The organism is Pandoraea sp. PE-S2T-3, from assembly GCF_002179965.1.
GTDB lineage: Bacteria > Pseudomonadota > Gammaproteobacteria > Burkholderiales > Burkholderiaceae > Pandoraea.
Map to the genome: position 1 here is coordinate 64,357 of NZ_NGUQ01000009.1, position 15,259 is coordinate 79,615.

Genomic DNA, 15,259 nt, shown 5'->3' on the forward strand with positions numbered 1-15,259 from the left:
CGGCGTCAGTTGGCGATATCCGGGAAGAACTCGCGACGCATGCGCGCGACGTATTCCGTGAGATTCGGGTGATTGTCGATCTCGTCACGCAACAGATGCTTGAACTGCGGCGCCATCGCGCTCGCGATGAACGCAAATGCCGTGGCATCCGCGCCGCAAGGCGAATTTCCAAAGAAATACGGTTTGTCGCCGAGCAATTGGGCGGCCGCCTGAGCGCCACGGGCGAGCAACTGCTGTTGCTCCGCGGGTGAGTAGCGCTGCGTGCCCTGACCTTGCAGCGTGGTGCGGATCTTGCGGCGGATGAACGATTCCGCCACCGGGCGCACCGGCCATGGAATCGACTTGAAGTACGACGCCGGACCCTTGGCGAAATTCTCGTCGTCGCACCAGCGCGCCTGCACCACATACCAATAGAAGTGATCCTCCAGCGCCTTCTCGAACATCCACGCCGCGCCACGCTGTTCGGGTGTCAGGCTGGCGTCGAAGTCGAACCCGTACTTTCGTTCGATGTGCAGGCGAATCAACGTCGAGTCCGGCACGATCTGCCCGTCGTCGTCGACAAACGGCAGCTTGCCTTTGGGGGCGCGCCGAAAGCCGCCGCGGTCCGTCTGATAAGGCAGCCCGGCCAGCTTGAGCAGCATCTGCGCTTTGATGACGAACGGGCTGGCATCGGGCAGTCCGAACGCCGGACCAAAGGTGTACAGGGTCAACATCGTGGCCAAACTCCTGCGCAAAAAGGGGATGAATACGGATGGCGCAGAGTATTACATGAGTGTGCGCCCCGGCGAACAATGTCGCGTCCACGTCACTCGCGCACTGTGGTTTTATACAGTATCATGTCACCCAATCGAGGAACCTTCTCATGGAAACAATCGACTGGGATCAACTGGCGCTAAGCGCCGCCGAGCGGGATCTTGCGGGCGTCGTGCGCGAGATTGCCGCGCGTTATGCGCAGCATCACCGCACGCTCGCGGGTGAGCTGTCCGCGCGTGCCGAGGGCAATGACGCTGCCGCTGCCACCGCTGCCACCGCTGACACCGCGGCCACCACTGCCGCCAATGTCACCACGACCGTCATGGCGCTCGACTGGCGAACGCTCGTGGCCATCGCCGACGAAGCCGAGGCGGACATCGGACTGCATGCGCGTCACGAGGCGTGGGTGCTTGCGCACGTGTTGCGCTTGCCGGGCGATGAAGCCCTGCGTCGCGCGGGCGAGTTGCCGGCACTCGACGCCAACGTCGACCTGCATTGGCCCGACGCGCCGACACCGGCCGTGTTCCGCGCCATCGTGGCCGCATTCGCTGGCGACGATAGCCATGAAGACACCGCGAATTTTGCTGCGGCGAAAGGTATCAAGTCCGCCCCACGTTCGTCATCGCCCCACGCCGGTGGCCCGGCATGCTCGGCCTGAATCCAGTCGATCCGGTCGATCCGGTCGACCCAGTCGATCCGGACGAGCTCGCCCGGTCGCTGTCTGCGCCGATGGTGTTCGTCGATCTTGAGACCACTGGCGGCAATGCGTTGTCCGACCGGATCACCGAAATCGGCGTGGTCGAGGTCGGACCGAACGGCATCGAGCAATGGAGTACGTTGCTCGACCCCGCTGAATCGATTCCCCCTTTCATCCAGCAACTGACCGGCATCACCAACGAGATGGTGCGGGGTCAGCCGTCGTTCGACACGCTGGCGCAAGGGCTGGCCGAACGGCTGCATGGCAAGTTGTTCGTCGCCCACAACGCGCGCTTCGATTACGGCTTTCTCAAGAATGAATTCCGTCGCGCCGGTATCCCGTTTCAGGCCGACGTGCTGTGTACCGTGCGGCTGTCGCGGCTGTTGTTTCCGGCCGCCGCGCGCCACGGGCTCGACGCGCTGATCGCACGCTTCGGCCTCGAGCCGCTGGGTCGTCACCGCGCGCTCGCCGATGCCGATCTGCTCTGGCAGTTCTGGCAAAAGCTGCACACGCTCTATCAACCGGCGTTAATCGACCAAGCGGTACAGCGTGTGACCAAACGCGCCAGCCAGCCACCACAGTTGCCGGACGAAGCCATCGACGCCCTGCCGGACGCCCCCGGCGTCTATCTGTTCTATGGCGAAGGCGATACGTTGCTCTATGTCGGCAAGAGCGTCGACATTCGCGCGCGCGTGCGTTCTCACTTCTCAAGCGACCATCAGGTCGCCAAAGACTTGCGGATCTCGCAGGAAATTCGCCGCGTGGAAGCGCGGCGCACGGCGGGCGAACTCGGGGCGTTGCTGCTGGAATCGCAACTCGTCAAACAGTTGCAGCCGATTCATAACCGGATGCTGCGTCGCTCGGCCAGTCTCTATAGCTGGCAGATGGATGCGCAGAGCGACACGCCGCAACTCGTGAACGCCCGCACCGTGGACTTTGCCAGTGCGGGCACGCTCTACGGCACGTTCTCGTCGCGCAACCGGGCAGAAATGGCACTGCGGTCGCTCGCCGACGAGCATCGGCTTTGCTGTGCCCAGCTCGGGCTGGAGAAAAGCGAGGCGGGACGCCCCTGCTTCGGCTATCAGGTCAAACGCTGCGACGGCGTGTGTACCGGTGCAGCGCCCCTGGCCCCGCACACGGCGCGCCTGCGCGAAGCGCTCGCCACCCTGCAATTGCAGACGTGGCCCTACGATGGCCCGATCGCCATTGAAGAGCGTGGCGCGACTGCCGAAGGTGTCGTGGATGACGCCGACGGCCCCAACGTCGAATATCACGTGATCGACCGTTGGCAGTACCTTGGGAGCGTCAGTTCACAAGACGCCCTGAATGATCTGATCGACGGCATGCCGCCGGTGACCGGTTTCGATCCGGATATCTACCGCCTGCTCGGGCGACGTTTGGCCGCGTCGTCCCCGTTAGTGATCATTCACCTCACACGGCCGGCATTTCGCCTGAGTCCTGTCGAACCGCCTCAAGACGTTGCCCCCAAGCGAAAGGGTGTGGCGTTGTTGCGTCGCCGGTTGCCGCGTCCGGAAGACCCGGCACAGCGCCGCCTGCCCTTCGACGCGGAATAAATTCCCTCCCGCCGTATCGACACGGAACGCACCGGCTACCCACTGGCCGGGCGTCATCGCCTGTGCGCGCCCTGAAGACGCCGCCTTTCCTCCCCCGCACCGCCCCTCCATTTATTTCCGCACCGCCGTCACCTAGGCAAAACCCGCCTTTGCACCGTACGGCATGAGCATATAAATATTAAGTATTTGCAAGACGCATGCTGATGGCCGAAGAATACGCAATCCGAATACAACAAGAATTGCCGTTTTTGCGGCCTCGGCGACGTCGATGACCGGACAACACGCACCGCACGCGGTGCCGTCGCGCCCCGCCCAACGCCGTCCCACCCCACCGAGCACGATGGAATTACGCCAACTCGAAGCCTTCGCGGCGGTCATGTCGACCGGTAGCATTACTGCTGCCGGACGCCTGCTCGGACGCTCGCAGCCCGCCATCACCCGGATGATTCAGGAGCTGGAAGCTGAAATCGGCTACGCCCTGTTCACCCGCAGCGGCCCGCGCGTCACGCCGACCGAACAAGGCTTTCTGCTCTTCGAAGACGTCGAGCACGTGCTCGCCGGGTTGCAGCAAATTCGTGCCCGCGCCGACGAGATCGCCCGGGGTCAGACCCGGCCGCTGCATATTGCGGCGACCTCGGCGCTTGCCGCCGGCCTCGTCCCCGCCGCCCTCGCGTTGCCCGGACTCGCGCGCGACAGCGCCCAGATCCAGATGCGCAGCACCTCGCCCGAGCAAGTCGTGCACGCCGTACTCACGGGTGCCGCCGACATCGGCGTGACCAGCCTGCCGCTCGAACATCGCGGCATCGTCGTGCACTGGATCGGCGAGTCGGCTTGCGTCGCCGCCGTGCGCTGCGACGACCCGCTTGCCGCCTACGACCGCCTGCCGCTGGCCGAATGCGTTGGCCGGCGCATCATCACGATGCAGAACCCCTACCGGCTGCGCCGCCGTCTCGATCAGGCGTTCAGCCAGGCGGGCGTCGCCCCGGTCGGATTGATTGAAACCAACGCATCGATCAACGCGATGACTGCGGTGCGTGCCGGCCTCGGCATTGCCGTGCTCGAACCCGTGACCGCTTACGGTCTGCCGTTGGCCGACGTTGCCGTGCGTCCCATCGACGCCGACATCCCGTTCTTCTTCGGCGTCATCACACGCGACGCCCGCGCGCCATCACCGGCTGCGCTCGCCTTCGTCGATGCGCTGGCCGACGCCGCCCGCACGTTGCTGCCCGACTTCGTGCAGCGCGCCGCCACCGAACACGCCCAAGTCTTGCAGTCGCTCTACGGCGATCTGCCCGCCCCCAAGGAAGCCCTGTCGTCATGACCCAGTCCCCGACATCCGCCATCGGCCTGACCGCGCTCGAAACGCGCCTGCGTCAGGACCTCGCCTGGCTCGAACTGCCCGCCAAACGCTGGGTGCCTGCGCGCACGCACGACGGACAACCCGTGCTCGACGTCGCCATCATCGGCGGCGGCATGGCCGGTCTCGCGGCCGCCACCTCGCTCACGCATCTGGGTGTCGGCGCCGTGATCTTCGATCAGTCGCCCCGTGGCTTCGAAGGCCCGTGGGCCACGACCGCACGCATGGAAACGCTGCGCTCGCCCAAGCAACTGACCGGCCCGGCGCTCGGCCTGCCTGCGCTCACGTTCCGCGCATGGTTCGAAGCGCAGTTCGGCCTCGACGCGTGGGATGCCCTCGACAAGATTCCGCGTCTGCAATGGATGGACTACCTGCGCTGGTATCGCGACGTGCTCGCGATCGACGTGCGCAACGAGCATCGCATCACCGCCATTACGCCGCTGAGTGGCGGGCAAGACGGTCTGGTTGCGCTGTCCGTGACGTCGCCCGAAGGCGACAGCACCGTCTACGCGCGACACGTGGTGCTCGCCACGGGCCGCGACGGTCTGGGCGGTGCGACCGTGCCCGCGTTTGCACGCGACGTTCCGCGCCGCTTCTGGGCGCACTCGTCCGACGAGATGGACTACGCCACGCTGCGCGGCAAACGCGTGGGCGTGATCGGCGCCGGCGCATCGGCCATGGACAGCGCCGCCACCGCGCTCGAAGCGGGTGCAGCGAGCGTTGATCTGCTCATCCGCCGCGACGATATTCCGCGCATCAACAAGGGCAAGGGGGCAGGCAACCCCGGGTTGACCCACGGCCATCTGAACCTGCCCGATGAATGGAAATGGCGCATTCGCCACTACGTCAACGTGCAACAAGTGCCGCCCCCGCGTGGCAGCACGCTGCGCGTGTCGCGTCATCCGAATGCCCGCTTCAATCTGGGTGCACCGATTCTCGACGTCACCCCGGTCGGCGACGAACTGCATGTGCGCACGGCCAAGGGCACGTTTGTGCTCGACTTTCTCGTCTTTGCGACGGGGTTCCGCATCGATATCACGAGCCGTCCGGAGTTTGCCCCGTTTGCCCAGTACGTGCGCAAGTGGAGCGACCGCTACGCCCCTGCGGCGGGTGACGAAGATGTCGAGCTCTCCGATTCGCCCGACCTCGGACCGACGTTTGAATTCCTCGAGAAGACGCCCGGCGCCTGCCCGGGCCTCGATCGCATTCACTGCTTCTGCGCGCCGGCTACGCTCACGCACGGTGCTGTCTCCGGCGATATCCCTGCGGTGAGCGAGGGTGCCAAGCGTCTCGCACAAGGGCTGGCGGGTTCGTTCTACCGAGAAGACGTCGAGCATCACTACGCCAATATGGAAACGTACGCCGAGCCTGAAGTTTATGGCGACGAATGGACGCCCGCCCCGCCGCCGCCCGCACTGAATGGTGACAACGGCCATGGTGACGACGGCGCCGCTCGCGAGGAGCGCATCGCATGAGTGCATGGATTCTCCGCCGCGTGCTGCAAGCGGTGTTCGTCGTCTGGCTGATGACGCTCATCGTGTTCGTCGGCCTGCATGCCATCGGTAACCCTGTCGACATCCTGATCGGTCAGGACGTTGATCAGGTCGACCGTGCGCGCATCATCGCGCAGCTTGGACTCGACCAGCCGCTGTGGCGTCAGTACCTGTCGTTTCTCGGCGGTGCGCTGCATGGCGAGCTGGGTAACAGCTTCGTCTATAACGTGCCAGCGATTCAGTTGATCCTGCAACGCCTGCCGGCCACGCTCGAGCTCGCTGTCTCCGCGCTGATTCTCGCGGTGTTCATCGGTATTCCGCTGGGTCTGTTCGCCGGGCTCTATCCGCGCAACCCGATCTCGAAACTGCTCATGACGGGCAGCATCGTCGGCTTCTCGCTGCCCACGTTCTGGGTCGGCCTGATGCTGATCATGTTCTTCTCCGTGCATCTGGGTGTGCTGCCCGCCAGCGGACGTGGTGCCACGGTCAGCGTGTTCGGCGTCGAGTGGTCGTTCCTGACGATCGACGGCTTGCGTCACCTGATCTTGCCCGCCCTCAATCTGGCACTGTTCAAGATCTCGCTCGTCCTGCGTCTCACCCGTGCGGGTGTGGCCGAAGTGCTGCCGCAAGACTACGTGAAGTTCGCGCGCGCCAAGGGCCTCTCGCCGTTGCGCATCGTGGTCGTGCACGTGTTGCGCAACACGTTGATTCCGCTCGTGACGGTGCTCGGCATTGAATTTGGTTCGACGATTGCCTTCGCCGTAGTGACCGAGACCGTGTTCTCGTGGCCGGGCGCCGGCAAGCTTATTCTCGACAGCATCAACTCACTGGACCGCCCGGTGATCGTGGCGTATCTCATCGTTGTGGTGTGCCTGTTCGTGTCGCTAAATCTGATCGTGGACGTGCTCTATAAGTGGCTCGATCCGCGTGTGCGCGTGGAGGCCGCTGCCTGATGTCGCTCAATCTTTCTCCGAATGGCGCACCGCCTGTTTCACCCGCCGTCGAGCCCGTACCGGTGCGTCGCGAGTCGCCTTGGCAGCAAGGCCTGCACGAATTCCTGCGCTCCAAGAGTGCCGTGTTCGGTCTGGTCATCTTTATCGTGCTGGCCGTCGCCGCGCTCGCCGCACCGTGGATCACGCCGCAGAATCCGTATGACCTGATGCAGCTCGACGTCATGGACGCACGTCTGCCGCCGGGTACCGCCAACGGTGCCGCGACGTTCACTTACTGGCTGGGCACGGATGGTCAGGGACGCGATCTGCTCTCGGGCATCATTTACGGCCTGCGCATCAGCTTGGGGGTCGGTGTCGGCTCGGCACTCATCGCCGGTATTCTCGGCACGATTCTCGGTCTGGTAGCCGCCTACTCGGGTGGCCGCGTCGACGCGCTCATCATGCGGCTCGTCGATCTGCTGCTGTCGTTCCCGTCGATTCTCGTGGCACTGATGATCCTTGCGTACGTGGGTAAAGGCATCGGCAACGTGGTGCTCACACTCGTGGTGCTGGAGTGGGCGTATTTCGCGCGCACGGCACGCGGTCAGGCGCTCGTCGAATCGCGCCGCGAGTATGTCGAAGCCGCCCGCTGCCAGGCGATTCCGAACTGGCGCATCGTGCTCGGCCATATTCTGCCGAACTGCCTCCCGCCGCTCATCGTCGTGGGCTCGCTGCAAGTCGCACGCGCCATCACGCTCGAAGCGACGTTGTCGTTTCTCGGTCTTGGCGTGCCGATCACCGAGCCGTCGCTCGGCCTGCTCATCGCCAACGGCTACCAGACCATGCTCTCCGGCGAATACTGGATCAGCGTTTATCCCGGCCTCGCCTTGCTCATCGCAGTCGTCGCCATCAATCTCGTGGGCGATCGCCTGCGCGATGTGTTCAATCCGAGGTTGCAGAAATGAGCGGTGCGACGCCTTCTACTCCTACTAGTGCCGCGACGCCACTCACGCTGGAAGTTCGCAACCTGCGTACGCAATTCTTTACGCGTGCGGGCACGTTGCCGGCCGTCGACGACGTCTCGTTCTCGCTGCCGCCCGGCCACATCATGGGCCTCGTGGGCGAGTCGGGATCGGGCAAGTCGGTCACCGGCTTTTCGATCATGGGCCTCGTCGATGAGCCGGGCCGTATCGTCGGCGGCGAAGTGCTGTTTCAGGGGCGCGATCTCACGCGTCTGACGCCGGCCGAGCTGCGTCATCTGCAAGGCAATCGCATCGCGATGATCTTTCAGGACCCGATGATGACGCTCAACCCGGTGCTTCGCATCGACGTGCAGATGATCGAGGCCGTGCGTGCGCATCAACGCGTGTCGAAGTCGCAAGCGCGCGAACTGGCGCGCGACACGCTCGGCATGATGGGCATTCCCAGCCCGGACGAGCGCCTGCGCGCGTATCCGCATCAGCTCTCGGGCGGCATGCGCCAGCGCGTGGCCATTGCCATCGCGATGTTGCACCGGCCCGATCTGATCATTGCCGACGAACCGACCACTGCGCTCGACGTCACCATACAGGCTCAGATTCTTTCGGAAGTACAGAAGCTTGCGCGCCAGCACGGCACCGCGCTGATCTGGATCACGCACGATCTGTCGGTCGTCGCCGGTCTGGCCGATACGGTGGCCGTGATGTACGCGGGCCGCATCGTCGAGCAAGGGGCGGTCGACGCCGTGCTCGACGCGCCGCAACACCCTTACACGGCCGGGCTGATCGGCAGCCTGCCCAGTCTGAACAAACGCGGTCAGCGTCTGCGCCAGATTCCCGGCATGGCGCCGAATCTGCTCACGATGCCGGCGGGTTGCGCATTCGCCGCGCGCTGCGCCTACGCCACGGCGGCCTGCACTGTACGCCCCGAGATGACGCAGACCGCGCCGGGCCGTCTGGTGCGTTGCTTCCACCCGGGCGCCGCGCTGCAAAAGGAGATGGTATGAGCACCGCACAACCCAACAGCCCGCAGGGTCATCACGGCGCTGGCGGCAACCGTGCGGCTACCGCCCCGAGTGCCACGTTGCCTGCGCCTATCGTCGCGCTGCGCGGCGTCAGCAAGCGCTTTGGCGAGCGTCACGTCGGCCCGGCCGGGCGTCTGCTCGAACGCGTCGGCCTGTCGCATCCACCGGCCGTCGTGCGCGCGGTCGATAACGTCGATCTGGTCGTCAAGCCGGGCGAAGTCGTCGGTCTCGTGGGCGAGTCGGGGTGTGGCAAGTCCACCCTCGGGCGCATGCTCGCGGGGCTGCTCAAGCCGTCGTCGGGTGAAGTACAGATTCATGGCCGCCCCGCCGACTCGCTGAGCGACGACGAAAAGCGCGATGCCCGCCTGAAGATCCAGATGATCTTTCAGGACCCGTATTCGAGTCTGAATCCGCGCCTGCGCGTCGACCGCATTGTCGGTGAAGGCGCGTTGGTGCATGGCCTGACCGATCGCGCGGGTTTCGACGATTACGTGAGCGCGCAGTTGCAGCGCGCCGGGCTCGATCCGGCGCTGCGTCATCGTTATCCGCACCAGTTCAGCGGCGGTCAGCGTCAGCGCATCGGCATCGCACGTGCGTTGGCCGTGCAGCCCGATCTGCTCGTGTGCGACGAAGCCGTGGCGGCACTCGACGTGTCGATTCAGGCGCAGATTCTCAACCTGTTCATGGATCTGCGCGAGCAGCTCAAGCTCACGTACGTGTTCATCAGCCATGACCTCGGTGTGGTCGAGCATTTGTCCGATCGCGTGGTGATCATGTATCTCGGCCGGGTGGTCGAGAGCGCACCGGTCGAAGAAGTCTTCCGCCGCCCGAATCATCCGTACACGCAGGCGCTGCTGGCCGAGATTCCGCGTATCGACGTGCGTCACAAGACGTTCTCGGCGATTCGCGGCGAGATTCCGAGCCCGATTGCGCCGCCGGGCGGTTGTCACTTTCACCCGCGTTGTCCGCACGCCATGCCGCGTTGCCGCACGGAAGTGCCGACGCTGCGCGGCGTAGCGATCAACCACGTGAGTGCGTGCCATCTGAACGACGTTTGATATCGCCGAATCACTACATTAGCTGCCTTATTCGAATCATTCGACGACGTGACCGGCCCACGGTCAGTGTCACGTCAGACCTTCTTTCATTCATCAACGACCAGGATTGCCGATAATGAAACGCTTCTTGTTGTCCTCGTTAGCCGCTGCATTGCTCGTGACGAGCGCCGCGGCCTCCGCTCAAAACGCCCAAAGCTCGACCCTGCGCATCGCGTTTGCCGATCCGCTTTCGTCGCTCGATCCGCAACTGAACAACCACGCGGGCGATCGCTCGGTCGATCTGCATTTCTGGGATCTGCTCGTCGAGAACAAGTGGAACAAGCTGCAACCGGGCCTCGCCGTGTCGTGGAAGGCGCTCGACGCCAAGACGTGGGAATTCAAGCTGCGCCCGAACGTGAAGTGGCAGGACGGTCAGCCGTTCACGGCCGCCGACGTCATCTATTCGTACACGCGCGCACGTAACGTGCCGGGCAGCGTGGCGACGTTCGCGGGCTACCTGCGCACCATCGAGACGATGAGCGCCCCCGATCCGCTCACGCTCGTCGTGAAGACCAAGATTGCAAACCCGGACCTGCCGCTGAACCTCGCATCGGTGCATATCGTGAGCAAGCACGTGGGCGAGAAGTCGAACACCGATGACTACAACGCCGGGCGCGCCGTCGTCGGCACGGGGCCGTTCAAGTTCGTGTCGTACACGCCGGGCGACCGCGTGGAAATGGTGCGCAACGACAACTACTGGGGTGGCAAGTCCGAGTGGGAAAAAGTCGACTATCGCTACATCAATAACGGTGCAGCCCGTACCGCCGCGCTGCTCGCCGGCGACGTGGACGTGATCGACAAGGTGTCCGCTTCGGACATTCCGCGTCTGAAGAAGTCGCCCAACGTGACGGTGTTCCCGTATCCGGGTCTGCGCGTGATGCTGCTGCAACCGACGTTCCGCGACGGTCCGAACGATTTCATTACCGACAACAATGGCAAGCCGCTTGCCAAGAACCCGCTGCTCGACGTGCGTGTGCGCCGTGCGCTGTCGCTCGCCATCAATCGCGATGCCATCGTGTCGCGCATCATGCAGGGCACGGCCAGCGAAGCCAATCAGTGGATGCCGAAAGACACGTTCGGCTACAACCCGGACGTGAAGAACATTCCGTTCGACGCCGCACAAGCGAAGAAGCTGCTGGCCGACGCGGGCTTCCCGCAGGGCTTCAAGCTCACCATGCACGTGCCGAACGACCGCTATCCGCAAGGCCCGGAAACGGCGCAGGCAGTGGCGCAGTTCTGGACGCGCATCGGCGTGAAGACGCAGGTGGAAGTGGTGCCTTGGGCCGTGTACTCGGGCCGTGCGAACAAGAACGACTACGCCATGACGATGCTCGCGTGGGGTAACGGCACGGGCGAAGCGAGCTACGCGCTCGTGAACGTGCTGGCGACCGTGGATGCCAAGAAGGGTCTGGGCGCTTCGAACTGGGGCCATTACAGCAACCCGGCCGTGGACAAGGCACTCGACGCATCGACCGCCGAGTTCGACGAAGGCAAGCGCGAAGCGATCCTGCGTCAATCGGTCAAGGTCGTGTCGGACGACGTCGGCGTGATTCCGCTGTATCACTATCAGAACATCTGGGCCGTGCGTAAGGGCCTGAAGGTCACGCCGTTCACGAGCGATCGTACGGTCGCGATGCAAGTGACCAAGGCCGCGAAGTAAGCGGACGCCACGGGATCTATTGCCTTATGACGTCATCGCTCATTCTCACGGCAACACCCGCGGATGCACTGATCGACGTGCCGCGCCACCTGGTGGTGCGCGGCGCGGCGCCCGGTGCGCGCGTCACGCTCACCGCGCATACCGCGCGGGCGGGCGGCGTGGTGTGGCATGCCGAAGCCACTTTCGAAGCCGACGCTGAAGGCTGTGTCGATGTGGCGCGCGATGCGCCCGTCGCCGGCAGCTATCAGGGCGTGTCCGCCATGGGACTCATCTGGTCGCAGGTGCCCGAAGACGGCAAGAGCCGTGACGTGTTCCCGCAACCGGTGTCGGCACCGCTGGTGACGACGGTTGTGGCGCAGGCGGATGGGGGGGACGCCACCTCGGTTTCCGTCTCGTTCGTCCAGCGTCTGGCCGCCGAAGGCGTCACCCGGCGCGAGGTGCGTGAAGACGGACTCGTCGGCACGCTGTGCCTGCCGCCGGGCGACGGCCCGCATCCGGCCGTGATGATTCTGAACGGCTCGGGTGGCGGCATTAACGAACCGCGCGCGGCGCTCTATGCGTCGCACGGTTATGCCGCCTTCGCGTTGGGCTATTTCAAAACGCCGGGGTTGTCGGACTACATCTCCAATACGCCGCTGGAGTACTTCGCCAAGGGCATGGACTGGCTTCGCCGTACGGTGAAACCGGCCCATGATTTCGTGGCGCTGTCGGGTCAGTCACGTGGTGGTGAGCTCGTGCTGCTGCTCGGCGCGACGTTCCCCGAAGCGGTGTCGGCCGTCATCGGTTATGTGCCGAGCGCGTTGATTCACAGTGCGCAGAACGCGTGCGACCCGGCACTCGGCCGCGAAGGCCCGACGTGGCTGCTGGATGGCAAGCCGTTGCCGCATATCTGGGAAAACAACCGGACAGCGTCGTGGGCACCGTTTGATGAAGGACCGCCGCCGCATCGTCATTCCAAAGCGATGTTGACGGCGCTCGACGATGCGGAAGCCGTGGCGCGTGCCCGCATTCCGGTCGAGAAGATTCGTGGGCCGGTGATGCTGTTGTCCGCTGAGGACGATGGCTCTTGGCCGTCGAGCCTCTACTCGAAGATGGTGACCGAACGGCTGGCCGGGCATGGCCATCCGTATCCGGTCGAGCATCTCGACTTCGCACGTGCCGGACACGCCATCGTGTTTCCGTATGTGCCGACGACGCAGCTCGTCTATGCGCATCCGGTTTCGGGCAAGATCAGCACCGGCGGAGGTGAGCCGGATGCCAACGCACTCGCCGATCAGCGTTCGTGGAGTGCCGTGCAGGCGTTCCTCGCGAAAGCTGTGGCCGAGCGCGCCCAATCACAAGGACAATCATGACCGCCAACACTCAATACGACATCGCTGACGATCTCGTCGACCGCGTGGCCGGGCTCGAAGCCGGCTCAGCGGCGCACACGCTGCGACATGCGCGCGACAAAGTTGCCGTCGCCACGCAAGGCAGCTACGAAGGGCTGTTCGATCCCGCACTCGAAGGCATTTCGCTGGTCGAGCGCCTGCTCGTCGCGCTGTATGCCAGCAGACTCACGCCCTCGCCTTCGCTCGCTGCGCACTATCGCGCTGAATTGGGCAAGCATGCCGTTGATGCCTCGCAACTGGCCGCCGTCGAGAATGGCAAGCCGGAAGACGTGACGGATGCCCGTCTGCGCGCGATGTTGATCTTCACGCGCACCTTGATCGAGAACCCGGTCGCGGGCGACAAGGCCGCATTGCAGCAACTGCCGGCAGCAGGTTTGACGACACCGGCGGTGGTGGCACTTGCCCAACTGATTGCGTTCCTGTCGTACCAGACGCGTCTGGTGGCGGGTCTGCAAGCCCTCAAACAACTGGCTCCGCGGGAGACGACAGCATGAGCGAGATCATCCGTTCGCACGGTTTTACCAACGAGTCACTCGACTGGGACGCGTGGCTCGACGTCGTGGCACTCGACAAGGCCACGCCGGAGCAGGTCGCAGTGTTGGAGGAAAGTCATCCGAAGGCCAAGACGTCGGATTACTACCTCTTCCTGGTGCATCAGCCGGAAGTGCTGCGCCAGCGCTCGGCGGCGTTCAACGCCATCATGTACGCACCGGGCGGAATGCCACGCGCCGAGCGCGAGTTGTCGACGACGGTGGTCTCGCGCATCAATGGTTGTGTGTATTGCGCGTCGGTGCATGCCCAGCGTTTCGAGCAACTGGCGAAGCGAAACGATGTGATCCGGGAAGTGTTCGACGAGCCGCGCACGGCAGGAACGACGGCGCGCGAGAAAGCGATTGCGCAGTTCTCGATCGAGCTGACCGAGACACCGGGTGATGTACGCCCGGCACAGTTGCAGGCGCTGCGTGAAGTGGGACTGACGGATGCAGAAATCCTCGACCTGATCCACTCGATCGCCATCTTCGCGTGGGCGAATCGCCTGATGCTGAACCTCGGTGAGCCGGTGTTCCCTGAGGAAACGGCAGCGGCGTAAATCACCGCTGCAAGGTGAATTCAAGCGGCGATATCGACTTGAATTCACTCGTATGTCCCTTGCCGTAACAACGACGCGCTGTCCTCTCTGAGGCAGCGCGTTTTTGCTTTGTCCGGAAGCTTTTGTTCTCTACGTTCCCTCGCCCCATCGACGGGATGCCAAGAAGCGCCGGCGCCAGACATCCACGTGCCGGTTCAGGCTATCTCTGCCCATATGAAACTCACGGCGCAGTTTTTCGGATAGCGAGCGTTGTGCTTTCTTTCGCCCGGTAATGGTCGTGTCGACAATCTGGTCGCAATGACAGACGACGGCGGGCGACGTCGAGATCATGCGGATTCCGTGCTCCCAGTTTCGATTCAACATGTCGTCAACGGGGTGCACCATGCGCTTGCCATAAGCGAGAAGCGTCAGCGCAGCATCCCTGCGAATCAGGTAGGCCTGCGTTCCCCCGGGCTGCTTGCGATGGTCATGCAGAATCGCCCCGTCTGGGAGGCGTCCCACAGGCCAGCGGCCTGCGTCACCACCTTCATTGAGGCGAGCAATCCCCCAGGGCGTCGTCGCATCGAGTGTGTAGCTCAAGCGTGCGGCGAAACCGGGCGCAAGTTGGACGTCATCCTCGAGCACGCACCAGATGTCGTTATTCGAGTCGGCGAGCTCCTGCCACACACGATAGTGGCTGTCGTAACAACCGACTTCACCCAGTGTCAGGTGGTTGCCATAAGTGCGAAGACGCGTTTGCACGTCATAGACAGCCGGATACTCGCTCACGCGTTCGGCGTTGAAGAAGCGAAACGGCACGCCGGCGCGTTTGAGTTGTTCGGTAATGTGGGCGCGACGCGTAAGACTATCGGTCAGCGAGATGACGACAACGGGTGGGAGCTTTGTCCCAGGGTTCGAAAGTGGATTCATCGTGTGCCGGGCAGCACTGCGCGTGAACATACGCTTCAGCGATGCCCATATCGGTCAATAAAACAACCGTCACGATAGCCCCCGAATATGTCATCTCTCGTATCTTTCAAACGATTACTCGAACCGAGTAACGAGAATCCAGCTTTTCTGGGTAATGGATTAAAGCAACCCAATCACCATCGCCCCGCAACGGTGAACCGTTAGTTCTGCACATGAAGAACAGCGGATTTTAAGCGCGAGTGATAAATAACTTGGCGCGGAAATTGGCAGAAATCTAATCTTGCTCATCAGGAAAAGCCGCGCG

The 15,259-nt window shown here is 63.7% G+C and carries 14 protein-coding genes; 12 read left to right on the forward strand and 2 right to left on the reverse strand.

What is annotated here, in order from left to right:
• Positions 1-5 precede the first annotated feature (5 nt).
• Positions 6-713, reverse strand: coding sequence for a glutathione S-transferase C-terminal domain-containing protein (locus CDV46_RS07120; protein ID WP_087691632.1), 708 nt, complete (start codon positions 711-713; stop codon positions 6-8).
• A 149-nt stretch (positions 714-862) separates the two neighbouring features.
• Between CDV46_RS07120 and CDV46_RS07125 the strand changes: the two genes are divergently transcribed.
• The 12 genes from CDV46_RS07125 to CDV46_RS07180 all read left to right on the forward strand — a co-directional run bounded on the left by CDV46_RS07125 (position 863) and on the right by CDV46_RS07180 (position 14,046).
• Complete coding sequence (locus tag CDV46_RS07125) at positions 863-1,411, forward strand: DUF2471 family protein (RefSeq protein ID WP_087722191.1); 549 nt, start codon at positions 863-865, stop codon at positions 1,409-1,411.
• Positions 1,399-3,024: an exonuclease domain-containing protein gene (locus CDV46_RS07130; RefSeq protein ID WP_087722192.1), complete on the forward strand. Its 1,626-nt coding sequence runs from the start codon at positions 1,399-1,401 to the stop codon at positions 3,022-3,024. Before CDV46_RS07125 ends, CDV46_RS07130 begins: the two co-directional genes overlap by 13 nt.
• A 340-nt stretch (positions 3,025-3,364) precedes the next feature.
• The gene (locus CDV46_RS07135) at positions 3,365-4,345 is read left to right on the forward strand and encodes a LysR family transcriptional regulator (protein ID WP_087691658.1); all 981 of its coding nucleotides are present in this window, start codon (positions 3,365-3,367) and stop codon (positions 4,343-4,345) included.
• Positions 4,342-5,856, forward strand: a complete 1,515-nt coding sequence (locus tag CDV46_RS07140) for a flavin-containing monooxygenase (protein ID WP_087722193.1) — start codon at positions 4,342-4,344, stop codon at positions 5,854-5,856. Before CDV46_RS07135 ends, CDV46_RS07140 begins: the two co-directional genes overlap by 4 nt.
• Entirely contained in the window at positions 5,853-6,827 is a 975-nt protein-coding gene (locus tag CDV46_RS07145) for an ABC transporter permease (protein ID WP_087722194.1), read from the forward strand. The genes CDV46_RS07140 and CDV46_RS07145 overlap by 4 nt, the downstream gene beginning before the upstream one ends.
• Positions 6,827-7,771 carry an ABC transporter permease gene (locus CDV46_RS07150; protein WP_087722195.1) on the forward strand — a complete coding sequence of 315 codons (945 nt, stop codon included), beginning with the start codon at positions 6,827-6,829 and terminating at the stop codon, positions 7,769-7,771. Before CDV46_RS07145 ends, CDV46_RS07150 begins: the two co-directional genes overlap by 1 nt.
• Complete coding sequence (locus tag CDV46_RS07155; protein ID WP_087722196.1) at positions 7,768-8,790, forward strand: ABC transporter ATP-binding protein; 1,023 nt, start codon at positions 7,768-7,770, stop codon at positions 8,788-8,790. The genes CDV46_RS07150 and CDV46_RS07155 overlap by 4 nt, the downstream gene beginning before the upstream one ends.
• Before the next feature lie 77 nt (positions 8,791-8,867).
• Positions 8,868-9,866 carry an ABC transporter ATP-binding protein gene (locus tag CDV46_RS07160; RefSeq protein ID WP_058380112.1) on the forward strand — a complete coding sequence of 333 codons (999 nt, stop codon included), beginning with the start codon at positions 8,868-8,870 and terminating at the stop codon, positions 9,864-9,866.
• Positions 9,867-9,981: 115 nt separating this feature from the next.
• The gene (locus CDV46_RS07165) at positions 9,982-11,565 is read left to right on the forward strand and encodes an ABC transporter substrate-binding protein (RefSeq protein WP_087722197.1); all 1,584 of its coding nucleotides are present in this window, start codon (positions 9,982-9,984) and stop codon (positions 11,563-11,565) included.
• 26 nt (positions 11,566-11,591) lie between these two features.
• Positions 11,592-12,917, forward strand: a complete 1,326-nt coding sequence (locus CDV46_RS07170; protein ID WP_087722198.1) for an acyl-CoA thioester hydrolase/BAAT C-terminal domain-containing protein — start codon at positions 11,592-11,594, stop codon at positions 12,915-12,917.
• On the forward strand, positions 12,914-13,450 hold the full coding sequence (locus CDV46_RS07175) for a CMD domain-containing protein (RefSeq protein ID WP_087691641.1): 537 nt from the start codon (positions 12,914-12,916) through the stop codon (positions 13,448-13,450). Before CDV46_RS07170 ends, CDV46_RS07175 begins: the two co-directional genes overlap by 4 nt.
• Positions 13,447-14,046, forward strand: coding sequence for a peroxidase-related enzyme (locus CDV46_RS07180; protein ID WP_087722199.1), 600 nt, complete (start codon positions 13,447-13,449; stop codon positions 14,044-14,046). Before CDV46_RS07175 ends, CDV46_RS07180 begins: the two co-directional genes overlap by 4 nt.
• A gap of 129 nt (positions 14,047-14,175) precedes the next feature.
• On the opposite strand, the gene CDV46_RS07185 is transcribed toward CDV46_RS07180, so the two are convergent.
• The gene (locus CDV46_RS07185; protein WP_087722200.1) at positions 14,176-14,985 is read right to left on the reverse strand and encodes a glycosyltransferase family 25 protein; all 810 of its coding nucleotides are present in this window, start codon (positions 14,983-14,985) and stop codon (positions 14,176-14,178) included.
• Between the last annotated feature and the right edge of the window lie 274 nt (positions 14,986-15,259).

What these genes read in the sequence shown, in the direction of transcription:
- CDV46_RS07120 (WP_087691632.1), bottom strand. Translation starts at nt 713, where the DNA reads ATGTTGACCCTGTACACCTTTGGTCCGGCGTTCGGACTGCCCGATGCC.
- CDV46_RS07185 (WP_087722200.1), bottom strand. Translation starts at nt 14,985, where the DNA reads ATGTTCACGCGCAGTGCTGCCCGGCACACGATGAATCCACTTTCGAAC.
- CDV46_RS07175 (WP_087691641.1), top strand. Translation starts at nt 12,914, where the DNA reads ATGACCGCCAACACTCAATACGACATCGCTGACGATCTCGTCGACCGC.
- CDV46_RS07180 (WP_087722199.1), top strand. Translation starts at nt 13,447, where the DNA reads ATGAGCGAGATCATCCGTTCGCACGGTTTTACCAACGAGTCACTCGAC.
- CDV46_RS07150 (WP_087722195.1), top strand. Translation starts at nt 6,827, where the DNA reads ATGTCGCTCAATCTTTCTCCGAATGGCGCACCGCCTGTTTCACCCGCC.
- CDV46_RS07135 (WP_087691658.1), top strand. Translation starts at nt 3,365, where the DNA reads ATGGAATTACGCCAACTCGAAGCCTTCGCGGCGGTCATGTCGACCGGT.
- CDV46_RS07145 (WP_087722194.1), top strand. Translation starts at nt 5,853, where the DNA reads ATGAGTGCATGGATTCTCCGCCGCGTGCTGCAAGCGGTGTTCGTCGTC.
- CDV46_RS07130 (WP_087722192.1), top strand. Translation starts at nt 1,399, where the DNA reads ATGCTCGGCCTGAATCCAGTCGATCCGGTCGATCCGGTCGACCCAGTC.
- CDV46_RS07140 (WP_087722193.1), top strand. Translation starts at nt 4,342, where the DNA reads ATGACCCAGTCCCCGACATCCGCCATCGGCCTGACCGCGCTCGAAACG.
- CDV46_RS07155 (WP_087722196.1), top strand. Translation starts at nt 7,768, where the DNA reads ATGAGCGGTGCGACGCCTTCTACTCCTACTAGTGCCGCGACGCCACTC.
- CDV46_RS07125 (WP_087722191.1), top strand. Translation starts at nt 863, where the DNA reads ATGGAAACAATCGACTGGGATCAACTGGCGCTAAGCGCCGCCGAGCGG.
- CDV46_RS07165 (WP_087722197.1), top strand. Translation starts at nt 9,982, where the DNA reads ATGAAACGCTTCTTGTTGTCCTCGTTAGCCGCTGCATTGCTCGTGACG.
- CDV46_RS07170 (WP_087722198.1), top strand. Translation starts at nt 11,592, where the DNA reads ATGACGTCATCGCTCATTCTCACGGCAACACCCGCGGATGCACTGATC.